Raw genomic sequence first — 17,608 nt, 5'->3', positions numbered from 1 at the left:
ATGACTATGCCTCTTCATAACCGATTTTCCTATCTTATCGACACCTATCGCTCAAGGGTGCTTGCGTATACCTGCAGTTTAGGGGCCGATCGCTCACTCGCTGAGGATATCGCTCAAGACGCCTTTGTTGTAGCACTAGATAAGATCGGCCAACTTGAGCATGAATCGGAATTTTTGCCTTGGGTGTGTGCCATTGCTAAAAACCTAGTACGCAACGAGACACGTAAACGATGGCGCCGGACCAAACTGATGGAGCGTGAGCTTCATTGGCTGATTGATCAGCACAGCCCTCCGCCCGAGTTGAGCTTACAACGCCTTAGCGAGGAAGAGCAGGCATTGCAGCAATGTATGCATAACCTTCCCTCTAAAAGCCGCCAATTATTAAAGCTCTATTACTTGGATAACAACAACTCACAAACGGTAGCTCAAGCAATGGGGCTTAGCGCCAATGCCGTACGAATTGCTTTAAGTCGAATACGGAAAACCTTGAAAGAATGTATTACCAAAGAGGTGTCTGATGAGTGACTCAAACGTGGACAATACACTAGAGCGAATAGCTGCGAAAATCGCGCAAGGAGAAGCTTCCGCGGAAGATCATCGCACCATCAAGTTACTATTAAAGCGCTACCCCGATCTTAGTGATCAGTTTTCGAGCACTCTTCGACGCTACGCGTTAATTGAAACACAACTTGTCTCTGAAAAACAAAAGCGCACGTTTCGTCTTTCCATTCTAAACCGGCTGTCGTCCAAGAAAAGGACGAACAACACCCGGCGTTATTGGCTTAGCTGGGGCAGCACCTTAGCCGCGCTACTATTGCTTGCTGTGTTTATCAGTGACGACTTGGGCACAGATAGTTCCCCACTCCTAGTCGACCGAGGGGTCGCCATCGTTAGCCGTGTCGCGCTGAATAGTTCATCTCAGCCCTGGCAGACTGGAGAATCAATCCAACCCGGCCGCTACGAGCTAACAACAGGATTTGTTGAGCTTGAGTTCTACCAAGGCGCCAAACTTACACTACAGGGGCCGGCTCGCTTTGACATTTTTGATGCACAAAATGTGACATTGCATCAGGGCAAAGCGAAAACCGATGTTCCTGAAGTCGCTATAGGATTTACGGTTAACACGCCCAGTTCGCGGGTAATAGATTTGGGCACCTCTGTCGGCATACACGTCAACGCACAAGGCGATGCCAATATTCAGGTCTTCGAGGGCGAGGTGGAAATGGTAGGAAACAATGGCAGCAGCCAAAAATTTGTTAAAAACACCGCGGGTCAATCAACAACCTTAAAAGGCGAGGTCACACGTAAACAAACCTCTAATGCAGCTACTTTTAAAGAGTTTGATAAGCTGGATACCTTAATTCAAAAAGCGGATGAAGAGCGTCATCGGCGCTGGGAAAAAGATCGCGACTTCTGGATAAATGACCCCTCCCTACTCGCTTACTACGATTTCCAACCGACAGCGGATAATAGTAGGGTCTTGCCAAACATCGCCAAAACGCAATCCAGTGATGGGGCGGTTGTGGGCGCCCGCTGGGTAGATGGCCCCTGGCCCGGCAAACACGCCTTGAGCTTTAAACGCCCCGGAGATAGAGTTCGGATAGACATACCCGAGAAACTACAAAGCTTTAGTCTGGTCACCTGGGTCACAATAGACAGCTTGGACCGAATGTTTAGCGCATTACTGTTAACCGACGGTTATAAGCCCAGCGATATTCACTGGCAGCTAGGACAACTGAGCCTAGACCACGGCGCTATCATCGTGGGACTTAAATCTTTATCTGGCGACGAAAAAGATTATAACTATCAGCCTTTCTTAAGTAAACGCGATTCGGGACGGTGGTTTCACCTAGCCGTCAGCTTAGACCAGAAAACTCAAACGCTCCGATTCTACGTAAACGGTACAAAACTTAGCGAACAGAATCTTAAGCATTCCTCAAGCTACTGGAGTATTGGCAAGGCCACAATCGGTAACTGGAGTAGCCAGCGCGAAATGAATCCGCTGCGAGTAATGAATGGGGCCATGGCCGAGATGATGATCTTTTCCCGAGTGCTGAATGATGTGGAAATTGAAAAAATTTCTCAAGTTACTAAATATCGATGAAACATATACTGGTGCCGCGACATAACCTGACAGGCTAGGTTTATTCTTCTTTGAAGAAGAGCTAGCTTAAAAAATAATTAGCCAAAGAAAATATGAGGTTAACGTGAAGAACAATATTATTAAAATAGCATCTTTATCGGCAGTAAGCCTACTCCTAAGTACTAACCTGGCAATTGCCAATGGCGAGCCAAGTTATACAGCGGACGAAAAGTCTCTGGCGCAACACTATGCAGCCCCGGATTGGTTCCGCGATGCAAAACTTGGCATCTATTTCACATGGGGGCCGTATACCGTCGCTGCGCACGCCAACGAATGGTATCCGCGCTGGATGCATTTTGATTTCTCTGATGCAGACTGGAAAGGCCGCGAAAAGGGCTACCACATAGACGCCCTGCCCTGGCACACGGAGAACTTCGGCCATCCGTCCGAATTTGGTTACCACGACATGATTTCCCAATTCACCGCCGAGAATTTTGACGCCGCCGAGTGGGCCGAGCTATTTGAACAAACCGGGGCTAAGTTCGCCGGACCAGTTGCCATGCATCACGACGGCTATGCGCTGTGGGACAGTAATGTCACTCCATGGAACAGCGCAGACATCGGGCCTAAACGCGATATTATGGGTGAGTTGTTCTCGGAGCTGCGCAAGCGCGATATGAAAACCATCGCCACCTTCCACCACGCGCGCCACCTACAACGCTACAAAGGCCAGAACATTCAGCAAGCCATGCAACGCTATGGTCACCTAGAGCCCTATCATGCGTACTGGAACTCTCATTATCCCTGGATTGAGGGACTACCCACTACCTCTGAAAATCCAAAGCTCAAACTATTATACGGTAACCTCCCGGAGGATCAGTGGCTGGAAGAATTTTGGCTCGGTGCGCTACAAGAAGTCACCGATAAGTACCAACCCGATATCGTTTGGTTTGATACTTGGTTAGATCAAATTCCTGAAAGTACCCGCTATGAGTTTGCCGCTTACTACTTAAACGCCGGCACCCAGTGGGGCAAACCGGTTATGATGACTCATAAAGACCGCGACATGCCCGAGACTTTTTCGGTGGAAGATTTTGAGCAGGGCCGACGCGATAAGCTCACCGGCGCCCCCTGGCTTACCGATGACACCCTTTCCAAATGGAGCTGGTCGTATATCGAAGGGCTGGAAATTAAGCCCGCACGCTGGGTAATTCACGACTTTATTGACATAGTTTCTAAAAACGGGCAGTTGCTACTGAATATTTCGCCTAAAGCAGACGGCAGTATTCCAGAGGATCAACGCACAGTGTTGAAAGCACTTGGCGATTGGCTAAAAGTTAACGGTGAAGCAATCTATAACACTCGCCCCTGGAAAATCTACGGCGAGGGCCCAACCCAAATGACCGGCGATGGGCATTTCTCAGAACATGTAGACTACACTCCAGAGGACATACGCTTTACCCAGAACGGCGATAACCTTTACGCCATCACCTTGGGGACACCCGATAAAGCTGTCAATATTGCCGTCTTGGCAAAAAACAACAGCATAGGTGTTAAAACGTTCCGGACAGTGACCGCGCTGAACGGAGACTACATCGAATCTTGGAGCCAGGATTCCGACGGACTGAAAATCACACTAAAGAAAGACGCCCCCCAACAAATCGCTTACGCCTTTAAACTCAACTAATCTCACGCCCCGGATGACCTCCGGGGCTATTCTCACCAAGCCAGCTCCCACGGCACCAGAAAAAAACCGCCACCGAGTAACAACACCCACAACACACCTGCCAACAAAAAGGGTTTACAGCCGCCATTTAACAACAGCTCCCAGCGAGTTTTTAAGCCGAGCGCCACCATGGCCAGCGCCAGAGTAACTTGCGAGAGATAACCCAAAACCGTTAGCAGCGTATCTGGCATAGCAATAAAGCTGCGGGCGCAAGCGGCGGCGACAAAACCCAGCGCAAACACCACCGGCGCCAGCAACATCACACGGGCAAGCTTGGCCACTAGTGCCCCTTGCAATGCCTGAGGGTCAATAGACTGGCCAGCCGCCACGGCCTGCGCCACCTCATGTACGGTGGCGCCAATATAAATACCGTAACTTACGCTGTCGGTCTCGATAAACTGAAACAGTGCCGGGTAGGCAAACATGGCCAAAGTACCAAAGGTGACTACGGTAGCCACTGCCAAACTAATATCCCGCTCGCGTGCCTTTACGACGGGTTCTACCGCCATAATGGCTGAGGCGCCACAAACTGCACTGCCGACACTGGTCAAAAGCGCCAACGGCGCCGACATCCACCAATGGCAGTGTAACGGCAATACAAATCAACAGTTTGACTTTCACTAACGCTTACAACTCTGCGGCTCATTACAATGGACCTCAGGATTGTCGACACTAGACAATGAGCAAGCCAGGCACTAAAATCGCCATATTATCAAAAAGACTATAAGATATGGAGAGGATTTATGTTTATACGCGCAATGACTACCACGCGGCACACCTTAATACTAACGGCGTTAGGACTGATTACTCCAGCCGCATTTTCAGGCTCCCCGACACCAGCGTTCCCCGACATCATCCAGCACAAAAACGTTTCCCAGCCCGTGCAAATCCTAAATGTGTTCCCTGAACACGGTTTAACCGATCCTCATGTAATGCAAGTCAATGGCCGGCTTTATATGGGTATGGGCCACGATAAAACCTGGGATACCGAAACCGACTGGACCATGGACCGCTGGGAAATTTGGTCAACCAACGATTTAACGACCTGGCGCAAAGAAACTACCATGTATCCCGCCGATACGTATATTGGGCAGCAACCCAATGCTTGGGCCGGCGATTTTGCGCAAAAAGATGGAAAGTACTACTGGTACTTCTCCAACCGTAATATCGACACGGGCGTCATGGTAGCCACTCATCCCGGTGGTCCATACAAAGACGCACTGGGTAAACCTTTACTGCCAGAAGGCATTGCTCCAACCCACCCATATGACCCAGAGGTTTTTGAAGAAAACGGAGTCTATACAATTATCTTTGGTGCCGGAGCTTACTATGCTGCCACGCTAGCCGAGGATATGATCTCACTCGCTAGCGAACCGGTCCCAATCATCATTAAAACTAAAGATGGAAAAGTAAAACCGACTGATGATAAACCCACCGTGTTTAAGCGCGAGGATATTTATTATTTAGTATGGGGTGCCGATTACGCCATGTCAGATAAATTATTGGGCCCCTACCAATACGCCGGCGATTTTATGGGCGGCGGTCACGGCAGTATTTTTAACTGGCAAAAACAATGGTACGTAGTACACGAGCACCACGACATTAGCATGTACTACCGCGGCATTATGATTAAACCATTAATTTTTAACGACGATGGTACAGTTAACCTTGTAAATGACACCTCCTACCCCGAAGGTGGTGGGCGAGTATGGGAGTTCGAGAAATCGGTAATGGGCTGGCGCGCCGTAGCCAACACCTCGGTAAATTGGAATTCAACAGGCACCATCAGCGGTGATCATAAGGGCTCCGCCATTATCGAGAGCGCCAATTGGGCCTCGGCCTCCCTCGAGGGCACGGACTTAAGTATCACGTTAAAAAATCAAAGCGATGCCAAAAGCCTCAGGATTTACCTTGCCGAATTTGCCACTAATCGTCCTGAATTTTGGAAATATTCCGACATCAATTGGAGCAATAGCGCGCAGGCAGAACTCGCTATCAAACCCAACGACCAAAGCTTTAGCACCTACACACTAGACTTATCCACCGTCGACAAACTACCGAATAAACTTAAGCGGCTGCGTTTAGAGTTCCCAAAAAATGTCAACTCCGGAAAATGGGAGATTGAGAGTATTTATATCCAATAAGCCCACGCGGAGTCTTCTAACCGAAAGCTCTGCTAGCAGAGAAGAGCCCAAAGTACCAAAAAGAAGCCATCATTCACGAAGCTGCCGAGAGATAACTCAAAAACATCAAAGGCATTTCAAAATAACGATAAAGCGACGACCACAAAGCACAGCACAGATCAAGGTATGATCAGGGTTTTACTCCCTCGAGCCACCCCATCCTGCCCCGCTCATTCACCTCGTTGCCAATACAAACCTGCGAAAAACCACAGATGCCAACTATATATCGGGCATACTTAGTTCCTAGCGAGTATTTAAATACAAAACGCTCTTTTGATGATAGAAGTGCTAGTGGCCATCAAAAAAGTGTTTGGTCACAAGTTAAAGGCATAGATTTTTCGGCAGCCGACCCTTTACAAGGCTTGCAGGCAGCCATGGCGCTAATACTACTTGCTCAAGTTCTAACAGGGTCTTTAACGTTGCGCGTTTACTGATGCCAGCGTGGTATCACTGCGATTTTTTCATGACAATACCCGTTGATCATTATCGATCTCTGTAATTGGTTACAACATTCATAAGAGAAGCTTGGCACTAGCTTTATAGCACTTAACACTCCTTAGCACTGACAAACCTACAGCTAGTATGAACTAGTAAATATTTTAATTTCCGTAACGGCGCGGGTATAAGGCTCTATTTACAGAGCGTGCGGAATCAACTAATGGCTTGTATGGGATATCGGTAACACTTACAAAGCCAACATTATAGTTTTCACCATCATAAGCACGCCCCGTTAACGGCGAGTCGATGTATTGAAACCAGTGCACACCGACAAAATAGGGGTTGTCGATCACGCTGTTAACGTACTCTTGGTACTTAACTCCACGATCCTGTTGTGATTCGGCGTGAATTAAACCGGGGTTTAACAGCCCAGAATCAAGCGCGCCATTGTGAAACTCTCCGATAATACTGGGTTTATCGATATCGGCTAAAAAGTCCCAAAATACATCGCTGACAGCTTCTCGGTAATAATTATAGCTCATCACATCAACATATCTGGCCGCCGCTGTTCGAACTTCCGGCGTCATCGCCCAATCGGCAAAACGTGCTCCCATATACAAATGATTGGGCATCAATTCGTCCATAGTACTATCAACAATGCGGAAGTATTCGGCCGAATACAACTCCAGCATAGCGGCTAAATCCTTTAACGCAGCACCAGTATAATTCGTCAACGCTAAGCCATTCTCTAACATCTCCCAATCGCGTAAAGAAGTCCCCCATGCACTATTAAAAGCGTTTATCGATGAATATGTCTTTTTTAAGTAATCCACAAAAGCCGCTTTACTAGGGCTGTCGTCGACAGATCGTGTAAGTGTATTTATAACAATTCCATATTGAGATTCCACAGAGCCCATTATTCCCCAGCTTTTTTCATTATCGATAAAAACACCGACACACCATGGGCTATTAGCTACTTCATCACTAATTTTTTTTACTGTTACAAAAGCTCTCTCGCGAAATTTTGGATCAAATGGATCAGGCAACGCGCCCCAATAATCATTGCCACTCGAAACTGTCTTAAAGTCACCAATTATCCACCCATTCGCAAAATAAGGGTAATTCTTCATCTCATAAAACTCTGGATCAACCCAGTTTCCAAATGATGTAAAACCCCAATCGATCATGCGTTTCACAGTCGTTTCTCGCCAAGCTTGCATAAGTTTTTGATTGTCATCCGTACGGTATTTCCTAGCGAGGTTAGCGCGATAAAAGCTATAAGTTTCCCCGCGATTTAATGCACCTGAATGAACCTCACGGCGATAACCAAAGTGTTCACCTAAGGGCTCATCGTAACTAGGCAACCAGTTGAACATGCCTGCCCGCAAAGGCGAACTTATTTGCCGACTAGACAATGCCTGATTAGGTGCTGGATTTAAGCCCAAAGAATCTTCAGGAGTAAAACCACCAAGGTTTCGGGCAGGGATAAGAGTATGATCAAAATCGTAGCCTGTCATGGTGGAGGTATTAGCCATGCGTACATTGGCAATTCCATTGGAAAAAAATAAATATCCTTCAGGATCTACCAACGTCCACTTCCCCTTGTATTGATCAGCGCGATAAAATCCAGTCGCGGCCAACTTAGGTCCATTTCTCCAGCCATGAAAAGAGGATCGGTCGGTTATAGTGTTGTGTTGTAATTGTTTTTGCTCTGCATCGGACACGTTACGAAGCTCATCCACAGAGTCGATTTTATGAGAGAATTCTACTTTCGCACTTTGCCCAAATGTATCTACCAACCCCTTTAAGTAATCAGGATTAAACTCTAGCGGCTCTACAGCTCTCACATTGTCCACAATTAACGTTTTATCACTTAGCGCACCACGCACATCAAAACGAACTCCAGCAATAGCCGAGGTATCTATCTGTTTTTTTCCTCCACGCCAAATCAACGCCTGATAGGGGTTATTCCAACTCTCCGGGTTTGAACGTATTCCGGTTTCTTGGCTAAGCTCTGGAACAACTATATCTATAGAGTAAGTTTGACTGGATTGTGCGGGGACGACAAAACTACGCATCTGAAAATCGTTATGAATGTCGGTGGTACTAACATACATACTTACAGACTCATCCGTAGGGTTAGCAATATCAAAAACTAAAGCTAGATTGTTAAAATCACTTAAATCCCAAGGAACACTAGGTTTAATGGTAAATCCCGATATATGATGACTTGCAGCATGCATATCAACACGTGCCGCACCGCCATCAAGGCTAGAATAGCTGATGCTTGCTTGCTGTGGCTCTATCTGGTCAATACTATCAGGATCAGAAAAAGTCATTAGTGATCTTTCTCGTGGTAAATCTTTTTTTACCTGTCCACAGCTGAGCATTAAGCTACTGAGCAATAAAAGACACAGAGAAACTGTTAATTTCATACTTACCTCACAGAGTGCGCAATGGAGTTATAACGCATCAATTTATGAATATCTTGCTGTGTTAAAGCGGTATCAAAGATGTATACCTCATCAACACCACCTCGAAAAAAACGATTCACTTTACGCTCGTTATCTAAGTCGCTAAATGCGATATTACGTCCCATCATCAACGGTTTTGATTGCGGATGATGCAATTCGGTAAAAACTCGAGCAATGGATTTTCCGTAACTTCGCTCTAAGCTGCCATCGATATACATTAATACATGGGTAGACAAATCGGCTTTATCGCCACCAAACAGTACAACCGCAACATGGTGCCATTGGTTGTCCCGTAAATCTGTGGTGCCGACTATCTCGGCCTCATTGGTGCCCACACGGATACGTCCTAAGGGGCCGCTAACATCTAATGGGTTAATTGAAATCTGCCAAGCTGAAAGCTTGTCCGGCAACCCCCAGCTTAAAATCCCAAATCCTTGGTGGGGATCAAAGTTTTGTGGCACTTTTACCCAAAAAGCGACTGTACGCGGCCGATTACCGCCAATGCCTAAAAACTCAGTTTCTAACCATTGGCTGATCCCATCAAAGCTAACGGCTTGACCAAAAACCCCTTTTATCCTCTCTGGAGCTTTAGTGTCGCCCTCTAAAGTGCGAGATTTCGCCGGAAAACATTGCTGTTTAATCCCTGAGCCATCACATTTAAACTCTTCATTAAAATAATCAAACGACCAGTGTAAATACTGCGGTTGCTGATAACGACGCCCAGGCAACGTACGCATAAAACGATTCGGTTGACTCTGAATAACAGCCACTTGCTGATTGAGATCAAAGCTTCGGGCATCGTTCTGATACAAGTTTTCGTATTCTTTTGCTTGAGGTGTTTTAACCTTCACCTCACCATCTAGCACATGTACCTGAGAACTTCCGGCTGTATCAACCGTCACACCAAACTCCGTGCCAAGATCGACGATATTAGCGCTTGGGGTATCCACTGCAAAACCTATTGCCTCTGGGGGAACTTTCGCCACTAAAGCACCTTTACTTAACACAAGGCGGTCAACATTTTTAAAGTCCAGTATCGCCGGAGACTCTAACAGCAGCACCACGCCGTTGGTTAAGGTTATTTCAGCATAGCCTGCATCAAGAGAGAACTCTCCAGCGGTAACACTTTGCCCGAGAACAAAACTAGACCCAACTCCGGCAAGCTTACTGATGCTGCCCACACTGACCGGAGTTTGAAGCCAATAAAAGTTTGTAATAAAAAAAATAAATAAAGAAAAACACGCTGCAGCTAATACTGAAATACGTTTTTTATTACTTTTTACAGATTTTTTTTCATTTTGTAATTTATTAATAATAGCTGATGATAAATCTTCACTCGATTTTGAATAAACCGAATACTTTAGCAATCTATGCATTTGTCGCTGCTTTTTTAGCTCGGCCTTAAATTCATCATCGCTTACGATTCGCTCAAGCAGCTCTCGCTCTGAATTCTTATCACCGACAAGATAACGCTCTATTAGTTGGACGTCATGGGGATTCATAGTCGTATCATTAACCTCGATTAATACAATCGCGTAGCTTTGTTCGGTAGCGGCTTAGGCGCATAGTTAAGGTCGAGTGCGCCACGCCAGTCGTTTCACGTAACTCCTGCAAGCTGTAACCCTCGTGATAATATAGCCTAAGTGTTTGTTGAGCCTGATGATCTAGCTTTAACAAACATTGTCGCAACAGTGTTAATTCAGCGCTTTCTTCTCGATCATCCATTTCTGATGAAACTTGATCAAGTAATTGCGTCACTAAATCTGGTTCGGTGGGTGATAGTCTCGCCAACTTACGATGATGGTTACGCAATAGATTTTTCGCAATTGCAAACAACCAGCCATTAAAAGCATCAACCTCTTCTAACTCTGCTAACTTTTGCCATGCCAAAACGAACGTCTCTTGCGTAAGATCATCGACATCACGACTGTAATCGGTCCGTTTTGCAAGATAAGTACGAACACTGTTCTGCTGATGCTTCACTACCCACTCAAAAGCCTTAATTTCACCCGAACGAGCTAGCTCCACCCAATGTTTCAAATGTTGTGAATCTGAATTAACCGTAACATTAGCAAGCTTCATCGATACGACCTATTAAATATGCTTACCCTGAATATGTACTTCAAATAATCCAGCTGGCACTTGTTGCGAAGGGTGCTCCATCTGAACAATCAACTTTTCGGTATCCACAAACTGAGAGAAATTAATCACATTAACACTTTGATGGTTATCTTCGCTCTCATACACTACACGCCCCTGATCATCCAAAAGTCGATAGCGACGAATACAGAATGGCATTATATTTTCTGGGTGTTCCATAAGTACGGTTTCTAACGCATGATCGTAATCACAATCAAAAAAAATCCGTACAGATTCAATCCGAACTGGAGAGTCCCATAAAAACTTAACCTCTGGAGCTGGGTCTTCAGAAGAGCAAACCCACGCATTACTACCCAACCAAGGACGAGTAAATCCATTGGTTAAGTTAGCTGGCGTATAAAAAGAAACTGGCAGAGAAAAACTTAAGGCTAAGTTATGCCCATCTGGACGACGCTCAGGGGTCCAGATCTCAAACTCATCAATTCCACTGTCAGGTGGTGCAATCTGCTTACCCGTATTGGAAACTGCTTTATGTTCTTTATGCCGCACTGTGGCAATAGCGCTTAAACGACGCTCTGTCGTTGCCAACAGAATCGCATCATTAGCCATGAAGCACAAAAAAGCATATTGGGCAGTTTCGAGCTCACCGGGTAAATCAAGAACTATATCCTGCTCACCCTCGATCAGTGACAATGTTTTAAAGGCCAGTATTGCCTCAGGTGTAAAGTTTTGTGCTTTTTCACTGATCCGATACTGAACTGTCAGAGTTGTAGCTCGAAGTGCTTTTACTTTAATCTGCGCCACAGGAAGCTTACCTTTGGCTAAAGGCAGCATTTGCGCCAACGACTGAGTAAGCTCGGTCCAACCAGTTACCGCACCCAAGCTGTTACCGCTATAGGTGCTACTGGCAACAATCTTGGCGCTTTGACTTAAACACTCTTGCTTATTTAAAGCAATCCCAGGCAAGCCATGCCCGGTAAGATTTAAGCTTTGTTGTAATTGAGCCATAGCCGGCGGCTCTAATAATGATTTAGGCTCGCAGTCCTTAATCACACACATAGCAGCAGCTTGGCCCATAGCCTGCCCACCGTGGGCGCAGGTAAGCATGACTCGAGTTGAGCCAAACGCTATATGACTCGCACTGATAATACGACCCGACAGTAAAAGGTTATCAATATCACGGCTTAAAAAGCTGCGGAAAGGGATTTGATATACACCTTTCGCATGATATTGAGAGCAAGCAGGCTTATCGCTATAAACCCCCTCAGCCGGATGCAGATCAATTGCCCAGCCGCCATAAGATACCACGTCAGAGAATTCACGCTGCTCGACAATATCCTGCTGTTTAAGCATATACTCACCCTCAAAGCGTCGACTTTCACGCTTACCGGGAATAGTACCTACCCATTCGAGGGTTAAATTTTCTACGTCGCTATAACGACCACTATTTTTAATATAATCCCAAACGCCATAAACGATTTTCCAAAGCTCCCACTTAATGTCTTCCGTATCGTAAACAGTATCGTGAATGCCACCGTACTCGAGCCACCAAAACTTACAGCCAGAATCGCCACTCTTAATATCTTTACTGCGTGGTAAAGATCCAATTTCCTCTTGTGTGTAAGCAAAATCAGGGGCTTGATAGGCAACCGGGTAATTCATTCGCTTACTGTAAAAAAATAACGAGTGACCCAATAGATCACTGTTTGGCTTAGCCGGTGCCATACCTTCAGAAAACTCATCTCGTCCTTCAGCTCCAATACGAAAGCTCGCTCCAGCATTAAAAGCCAGCAAGCCATCGCCCGTAGCATCGATAAACACTTTTCCATTTAAACGATAATGAATACTATTTTGGCTGCAAAAAGCATCACAGGACTCTATTTTAGAAGGCGTGCTTTTATTCACCTGATAAACAGCAGTATTTAATAGCAGTGTTATATTTTTTTCGGCCACTACTTTATCTAACAACACCGCGTCAAAAATCAGAGGGTTACCCATAGGATTACGATAGGTATTTTCTAACATGATCTCATCAATAACCCCCCCTTCTCTAGAATAGCGATTATTGTTCCCCATATGAGAAGTCGCACCTAATGCCCAAAGACGAACCTCGCTAGAGGCATTACCTCCCAGCACCGGCCTATCTTGTACCAAGATGACTTCAACACCAGAGCGAGCGGCACTGATGGCCGCACAAACACCAGATAGACCACCGCCTGCCACAACTAGATCAACATTGATATCACAGCAACGGTTTGAACGGGACGACTTACTAAACTCGGTACGAATCATTACGTTAAACTCTTAATCGGCTAATAATCATTAGGCTTTTAATACAATATTAAGAGATGCAGCTGCAATCTCCCGCGCCTCTTGTTCTCTTTCAGCTCTTACATCATCAGTTAACCCTTGGGAAAAACATACATCGGGATGCCATTTAACCTCGGTATTATTAGCCACTTTTGAACGCGGCATTTTATTGCGTAAATCACAATCAAAACGCCCCAAAAAACTAAACTTGGTGTCGGGTTTATCGTGATCGCAAAAATGTGACAAGCCCCAAGTAAACCCCTGCCCCTCGCCTTTACTCGTAAATACATCTGCTATATAAGGCCCTGCTCCCACCGGCATAAGAGCCGTTACTGCGGCAATATCAAAATTAATACCATCAGTTGAATACTGAATCGTGTTACTTTCTATGCCATTTCGAATCGCAAAGGCAGCTACCCCTTTGCCAAAACGAAACACGGTTGTCTCATGACCAGAATTGAGTACAGGATTAAGCGGATGCTTAACAAAAGGGCCCAGTGGATCGTCGGCAATGGCCACCCCATTGCCAACCAAATAATCCGGTCGGTCGCCAAATGCGGCTTTATAGTAGATATAAATTTTTTCATTGATAACGATGGGGTAAGGCCCATGAATAGAGTATTGATCCCACTCGCCTGGTGCGCCATTGGGAATTACTGAATCACCGCAAGGCGTCCACGGACCATCAGGAGAGTCGGCTACCGACACGCTCACTGGGCAGTGATCCCCTTTTAATCCACTGGGTTCATCAAACGCCTGATAATACAAATAATATTTTCCTTTCCAGACTAAAATGTCGGGAGTACAAACGGCACGCCAACCTAGCTTAGGTTTTTCCGCTCTAGCTACCGCCAAACCTTGCTCCTGCCAATGAAAACCATCTTCTGACGTTGCATACCATATATCGCTTAAATCCCAATCCATCGAGGGAATTTCATCTGTACACTCGGCGGCACCACGTGGCGCCGAGACAGTATCGCGCTTGGTGTACCAAATATAAAAAGTGCCATTTTCACAAATTATTTTAGATGGATCTCGACGGGAGATTCGACCATCTTCCGCGCCGTAATCAAAACCAGTAATACGTGTATATTTAAAGCTGGTAAACAATGGATTATCTTCAGGCCTTGGAGTGGGATAATTTTCATACAATCTAGCCATCGCCTTACTCAACTCACGATCAGGACGTGATAGTGGGATATCCCATGGAAAGGCTTCAGTTTTATTGTCATTACCTGTTGTCATTCTTCACTCCAAAACTCATATAATCGTTAGATAAATTCGTACGTAAGCTCTACATTAATTCCGCGAGAGAAGCGTTTCCGATTGTCGCGATTGCCTTACATAGACAGTTACACCGACCAACAGCATGGCCACGCCCATTAGTGCGACCAATAACTGACTTGATTCGGCTACCAACGAAAGCGCCAACATGATGCTACCTATTGCGGCTACACCCACTGCGATGACTAATTGCCCATGTTTATTCTCGCTGTCGTGTTGCGCTTGAGAAATAGACTTTGCTGCCTCCACCTTAGCCACTTCGAGCACTTTATAACGATCATACTGTGACGTATCTGCGCGTCTTAATCGGGCAACAATCTCTGATAGAGTCAAAAGCACAATCGGCAAACCGATCCCCAGAACCGTCTCGGCCTCTCGATCGAGACTAACCCCCCATAAACTTGGCACAAAGAATTTAAACAGTAGATTTACAGCTAAGGTTATAAGAGAGATTCCAAGTAAAATGGAACCCGTTTGGTATTTAGAAAATAGCGCCCATACTGGAGGCAAAAACAACGCACCTCCGGTCATTGCGGCAATAGTAAACACAAAAGAAACTATTCCACCCATTTTCGGAATCAGTAGTGCAACGAAAATCGTGATTAGACCTAAAGCAACCGTTGCTATACGCCCGACACGAACTAAATCTCGATCCGACGCACTCGGTTTCATGTTTTTATAAACATCATTTGCTATAACCCCCGAGAACAAATTAATAGCAGTATTAACTGAACTGGAGGTGGCAAAGATCATCGCTCCAAGCATTAAGCCCAACATGCCTACTGGGAGTATTTCTTTGCAGATCAAGAGGTAGGCTCCTTCATCAGCCAATCCCGTCAAGTCTGGGTTTAGCACTCGATAAATCATCGGTGGCAACATCCAAATGACCGGACTAATAAAGTACAAAGCCCCAAATAACAATCCGACTTTTTTGGCATCCGTAGGGGTTGCCACTGAAGTATAGCGTTGAATATAGGGCCAATTTCCTGCGATGAAAAACAAGTTGTACAAGCCAAATACCACAATGAATGTCCAGGTGTAATCACCACTGACCGGCTCAAACAGCTCCGCGGGTGCCTGCGCCATAAAGCCGGACAAGCCCCCAACTCTATCCAGCGCTAGTGGTACCACTATAATCACGGCAGCGGTTAACACCACGAACTGCAAAATATCGGTCACGATTACCGCCCACAGGCCGCCAACCGCGGTGTAAGCCAAAATAACGGCACCCAAAATAAAAATGCTAAGATGCAAAGGAATCCCAGTACTTACTTCAACAATTTTAGCTACTGGATATAAAAAAGCACCGGTAGAAAAACTACCTATCAACAACAATATATAAGTGTAGGTTTTCTGAACACCAACACCTAAACGATCACGAATATATTCAGAGGCGGTCAACGCTTTAGTGCGGTTCCAGCGCGGCGCAATATACAAACCAATTAATATCCCGGATATGGCCATAGTCCATTGAATGGTAATGGCGACAAACCCCTGGCTATAAGCAATAGCCCCCCAAGTGACAAATGTGCCCGAAGAGAAAAAACTCATAAACAGCGACAATCCACTCATCCACCAAGGCAATGCACCTCCGGCAGCGTAAAAGCTGTTCATACTTTTACCCGAGCGAGAAAAACTCATGCCGCAAACCAGCACCAATAGAGTAAAAACAGCGATAACACCAACATCAATAATATTCATATAGTCATGCTTCTATTATTATAAATGACTCAAAAAACGCCGCTTGGACAGGAACCTCGCCCAAGCGGCGTTACAATTATTTTTTGGTGTAATAACGAACCCAATCCACCTTCATACTAGTTCCATCGATAGCGTCCGTGACAGGTCCAGAAATATCCGCTTTCAATATCGCCAAACTAAACAGCATTGTTGTTTCACTAAAGCAAACTTCGTTGCGCATTTCGTGGTACAGCTCGCCGTCAAGATAAAAACGAAAATAGCCCTCATCCCATTCAAGACCATAGGTATGCCATTGCTCTGAGTAATCTGCCACTGTTGCAGCATCATACTGAGCCACAGAAAGCCAATCACTGCCGTCAAAATACTCGATAACGTAATCGCTGATTAGATTTCGATACCTTCCCTCAGAAGCTCCAACCTCCTGCAGCCAGCCATTAATCAATTCGATTGCTGTCACTTGTTGCGGCTTCTTCCAAGTCAGTTCTAACCACTTTTCTCCATGTTTTTCTGACACCCAACGAGTATCTTCACGCTCATCTATCGCAAAAATATCTTTTGAAGGTAATTTAGTGAAGGTTCCATTGGTGGCAATATTGGCCTCGCTCACAATGTTTTCACCTTTAGCATTCAACACCTTAAACTCTGAGATATGAATAGAGGCGGGATTATTTGATCGCAACCGAATTTTGGTTGCGTTTATCTGTGGATCAACAACAACATTATGGTCCGATGAGCCATGCAAGGTATGGTGCAGCTGATTATCCGAGTGCGACACACGACCATCTGGCAAGGTATATTTATCAGTCCAATTGTGAATGTTGGTATTAATAATGTTGGGGTAATGCCCTTCATTAATATCAATTTCACACGCCTTATCACCTTCAGCTACTCCCTGTTTGGGCCAAAGCCAAAATGAATTATTAGTCCCGTAGGCGCCGGCATACTTCATTTTCGCTTCGTAGTAACCGTAACCAAATGTACGTTTGCTCCAGATATTACCTGTCGTCCAGTCTTGGCCGCCACGGCTCTCTTTGCGACTTTCTAAATAAAGCACCCCGTCCCTTACCACGGCGTTATCACGCCATCGACTGCTTAACACCCACTCGTTCTCGGTGGGACCGTTCTGGCTAATCCACATCTCGTCTAATTGTTTATCGGGATAGTTAAATTCGTCCGACCAGTCCAGTTGGTAGTCAGTCAGATCAATGCTCTGTGAATTCTCAGAGGCCAAGGCAGCCATCGATACACTCAGTAAACCCAAAGCCAATACGCATTTTTTATTCATTATTACTCCCCGTAGTTAGTGGTG

At 45.6% G+C, this 17,608-nt stretch carries 12 protein-coding genes; 4 read left to right on the top strand and 8 right to left on the bottom strand.

What is annotated here, in order from left to right; genetic code table 11:
• From GILYN3_RS00380 to GILYN3_RS00370, 3 genes are all read left to right on the top strand, one after another.
• Entirely contained in the window at positions 1-525 is a 525-nt protein-coding gene (locus tag GILYN3_RS00380) for a sigma-70 family RNA polymerase sigma factor (protein WP_084004970.1), read from the top strand.
• On the top strand, positions 518-2,104 hold the full coding sequence (locus GILYN3_RS00375) for a LamG-like jellyroll fold domain-containing protein (RefSeq protein WP_049721014.1): 1,587 nt from the start codon (positions 518-520) through the stop codon (positions 2,102-2,104). Before GILYN3_RS00380 ends, GILYN3_RS00375 begins: the two co-directional genes overlap by 8 nt.
• Before the next feature lie 103 nt (positions 2,105-2,207).
• Positions 2,208-3,770, top strand: a complete 1,563-nt coding sequence (locus GILYN3_RS00370) for an alpha-L-fucosidase (protein ID WP_049721013.1) — start codon at positions 2,208-2,210, stop codon at positions 3,768-3,770.
• A 32-nt stretch (positions 3,771-3,802) separates the two neighbouring features.
• On the opposite strand, the gene GILYN3_RS00365 is transcribed toward GILYN3_RS00370, so the two are convergent.
• Positions 3,803-4,381, bottom strand: a complete 579-nt coding sequence (locus tag GILYN3_RS00365; RefSeq protein ID WP_049721012.1) for a YeiH family protein — start codon at positions 4,379-4,381, stop codon at positions 3,803-3,805.
• Between the two features lie 171 nt (positions 4,382-4,552).
• Between GILYN3_RS00365 and GILYN3_RS00360 the strand changes: the two genes are divergently transcribed.
• Positions 4,553-5,953, top strand: a complete 1,401-nt coding sequence (locus tag GILYN3_RS00360; RefSeq protein WP_049721011.1) for a family 43 glycosylhydrolase — start codon at positions 4,553-4,555, stop codon at positions 5,951-5,953.
• Between the two features lie 638 nt (positions 5,954-6,591).
• Here GILYN3_RS00360 and GILYN3_RS00355 read toward each other — a convergent pair.
• The 7 genes from GILYN3_RS00355 to GILYN3_RS00325 all read right to left on the bottom strand — a co-directional run bounded on the left by GILYN3_RS00355 (position 6,592) and on the right by GILYN3_RS00325 (position 17,584).
• Positions 6,592-8,865 carry an agarase gene (locus GILYN3_RS00355; RefSeq protein WP_049721010.1) on the bottom strand — a complete coding sequence of 758 codons (2,274 nt, stop codon included), beginning with the start codon at positions 8,863-8,865 and terminating at the stop codon, positions 6,592-6,594.
• A 2-nt stretch (positions 8,866-8,867) separates the two neighbouring features.
• Positions 8,868-10,406, bottom strand: a complete 1,539-nt coding sequence (locus GILYN3_RS00350) for a LamG-like jellyroll fold domain-containing protein (RefSeq protein WP_049721009.1) — start codon at positions 10,404-10,406, stop codon at positions 8,868-8,870.
• Positions 10,407-10,416: 10 nt separating this feature from the next.
• Complete coding sequence (locus tag GILYN3_RS00345; RefSeq protein WP_049721008.1) at positions 10,417-10,986, bottom strand: RNA polymerase sigma factor; 570 nt, start codon at positions 10,984-10,986, stop codon at positions 10,417-10,419.
• 12 nt (positions 10,987-10,998) lie between these two features.
• Entirely contained in the window at positions 10,999-13,296 is a 2,298-nt protein-coding gene (locus GILYN3_RS00340) for an FAD-dependent oxidoreductase (RefSeq protein ID WP_049721007.1), read from the bottom strand.
• Between the two features lie 30 nt (positions 13,297-13,326).
• Positions 13,327-14,559, bottom strand: a complete 1,233-nt coding sequence (locus GILYN3_RS00335) for a glycoside hydrolase family 117 protein (RefSeq protein ID WP_049721006.1) — start codon at positions 14,557-14,559, stop codon at positions 13,327-13,329.
• Between the two features lie 54 nt (positions 14,560-14,613).
• Positions 14,614-16,299 (bottom strand): sodium:solute symporter family protein, encoded by a 1,686-nt coding sequence (locus tag GILYN3_RS00330; RefSeq protein ID WP_049721005.1) that lies wholly within the window; start codon positions 16,297-16,299, stop codon positions 14,614-14,616.
• A gap of 76 nt (positions 16,300-16,375) precedes the next feature.
• A complete protein-coding gene (locus GILYN3_RS00325; protein ID WP_049721004.1) occupies positions 16,376-17,584 on the bottom strand; it encodes a glycoside hydrolase family 16 protein in 1,209 nt (402 codons plus the stop codon).
• Between the last annotated feature and the right edge of the window lie 24 nt (positions 17,585-17,608).

The organism is Gilvimarinus polysaccharolyticus (assembly GCF_001187555.1).
Lineage (GTDB): Bacteria > Pseudomonadota > Gammaproteobacteria > Pseudomonadales > Cellvibrionaceae > Gilvimarinus > Gilvimarinus polysaccharolyticus.
The sequence above is the reverse complement of the archived record's forward strand: the minus strand, read 5'-3'. Positions and strand labels throughout refer to the sequence as shown.

Bases quoted from the DNA above. Each gene is read 5' to 3' on its own strand.
- GILYN3_RS00380 (WP_084004970.1), top strand. From the start codon at position 1: ATGACTATGCCTCTTCATAACCGATTTTCCTATCTTATCGACACCTAT.
- GILYN3_RS00375 (WP_049721014.1), top strand. From the start codon at position 518: ATGAGTGACTCAAACGTGGACAATACACTAGAGCGAATAGCTGCGAAA.
- GILYN3_RS00365 (WP_049721012.1), bottom strand. From the start codon at position 4,381: ATGTCGGCGCCGTTGGCGCTTTTGACCAGTGTCGGCAGTGCAGTTTGT.
- GILYN3_RS00360 (WP_049721011.1), top strand. From the start codon at position 4,553: ATGTTTATACGCGCAATGACTACCACGCGGCACACCTTAATACTAACG.
- GILYN3_RS00355 (WP_049721010.1), bottom strand. From the start codon at position 8,865: ATGAAATTAACAGTTTCTCTGTGTCTTTTATTGCTCAGTAGCTTAATG.
- GILYN3_RS00350 (WP_049721009.1), bottom strand. From the start codon at position 10,406: ATGAATCCCCATGACGTCCAACTAATAGAGCGTTATCTTGTCGGTGAT.
- GILYN3_RS00345 (WP_049721008.1), bottom strand. From the start codon at position 10,986: ATGAAGCTTGCTAATGTTACGGTTAATTCAGATTCACAACATTTGAAA.
- GILYN3_RS00340 (WP_049721007.1), bottom strand. From the start codon at position 13,296: ATGATTCGTACCGAGTTTAGTAAGTCGTCCCGTTCAAACCGTTGCTGT.
- GILYN3_RS00335 (WP_049721006.1), bottom strand. From the start codon at position 14,559: ATGACAACAGGTAATGACAATAAAACTGAAGCCTTTCCATGGGATATC.
- GILYN3_RS00330 (WP_049721005.1), bottom strand. From the start codon at position 16,299: ATGAATATTATTGATGTTGGTGTTATCGCTGTTTTTACTCTATTGGTG.
- GILYN3_RS00325 (WP_049721004.1), bottom strand. From the start codon at position 17,584: ATGAATAAAAAATGCGTATTGGCTTTGGGTTTACTGAGTGTATCGATG.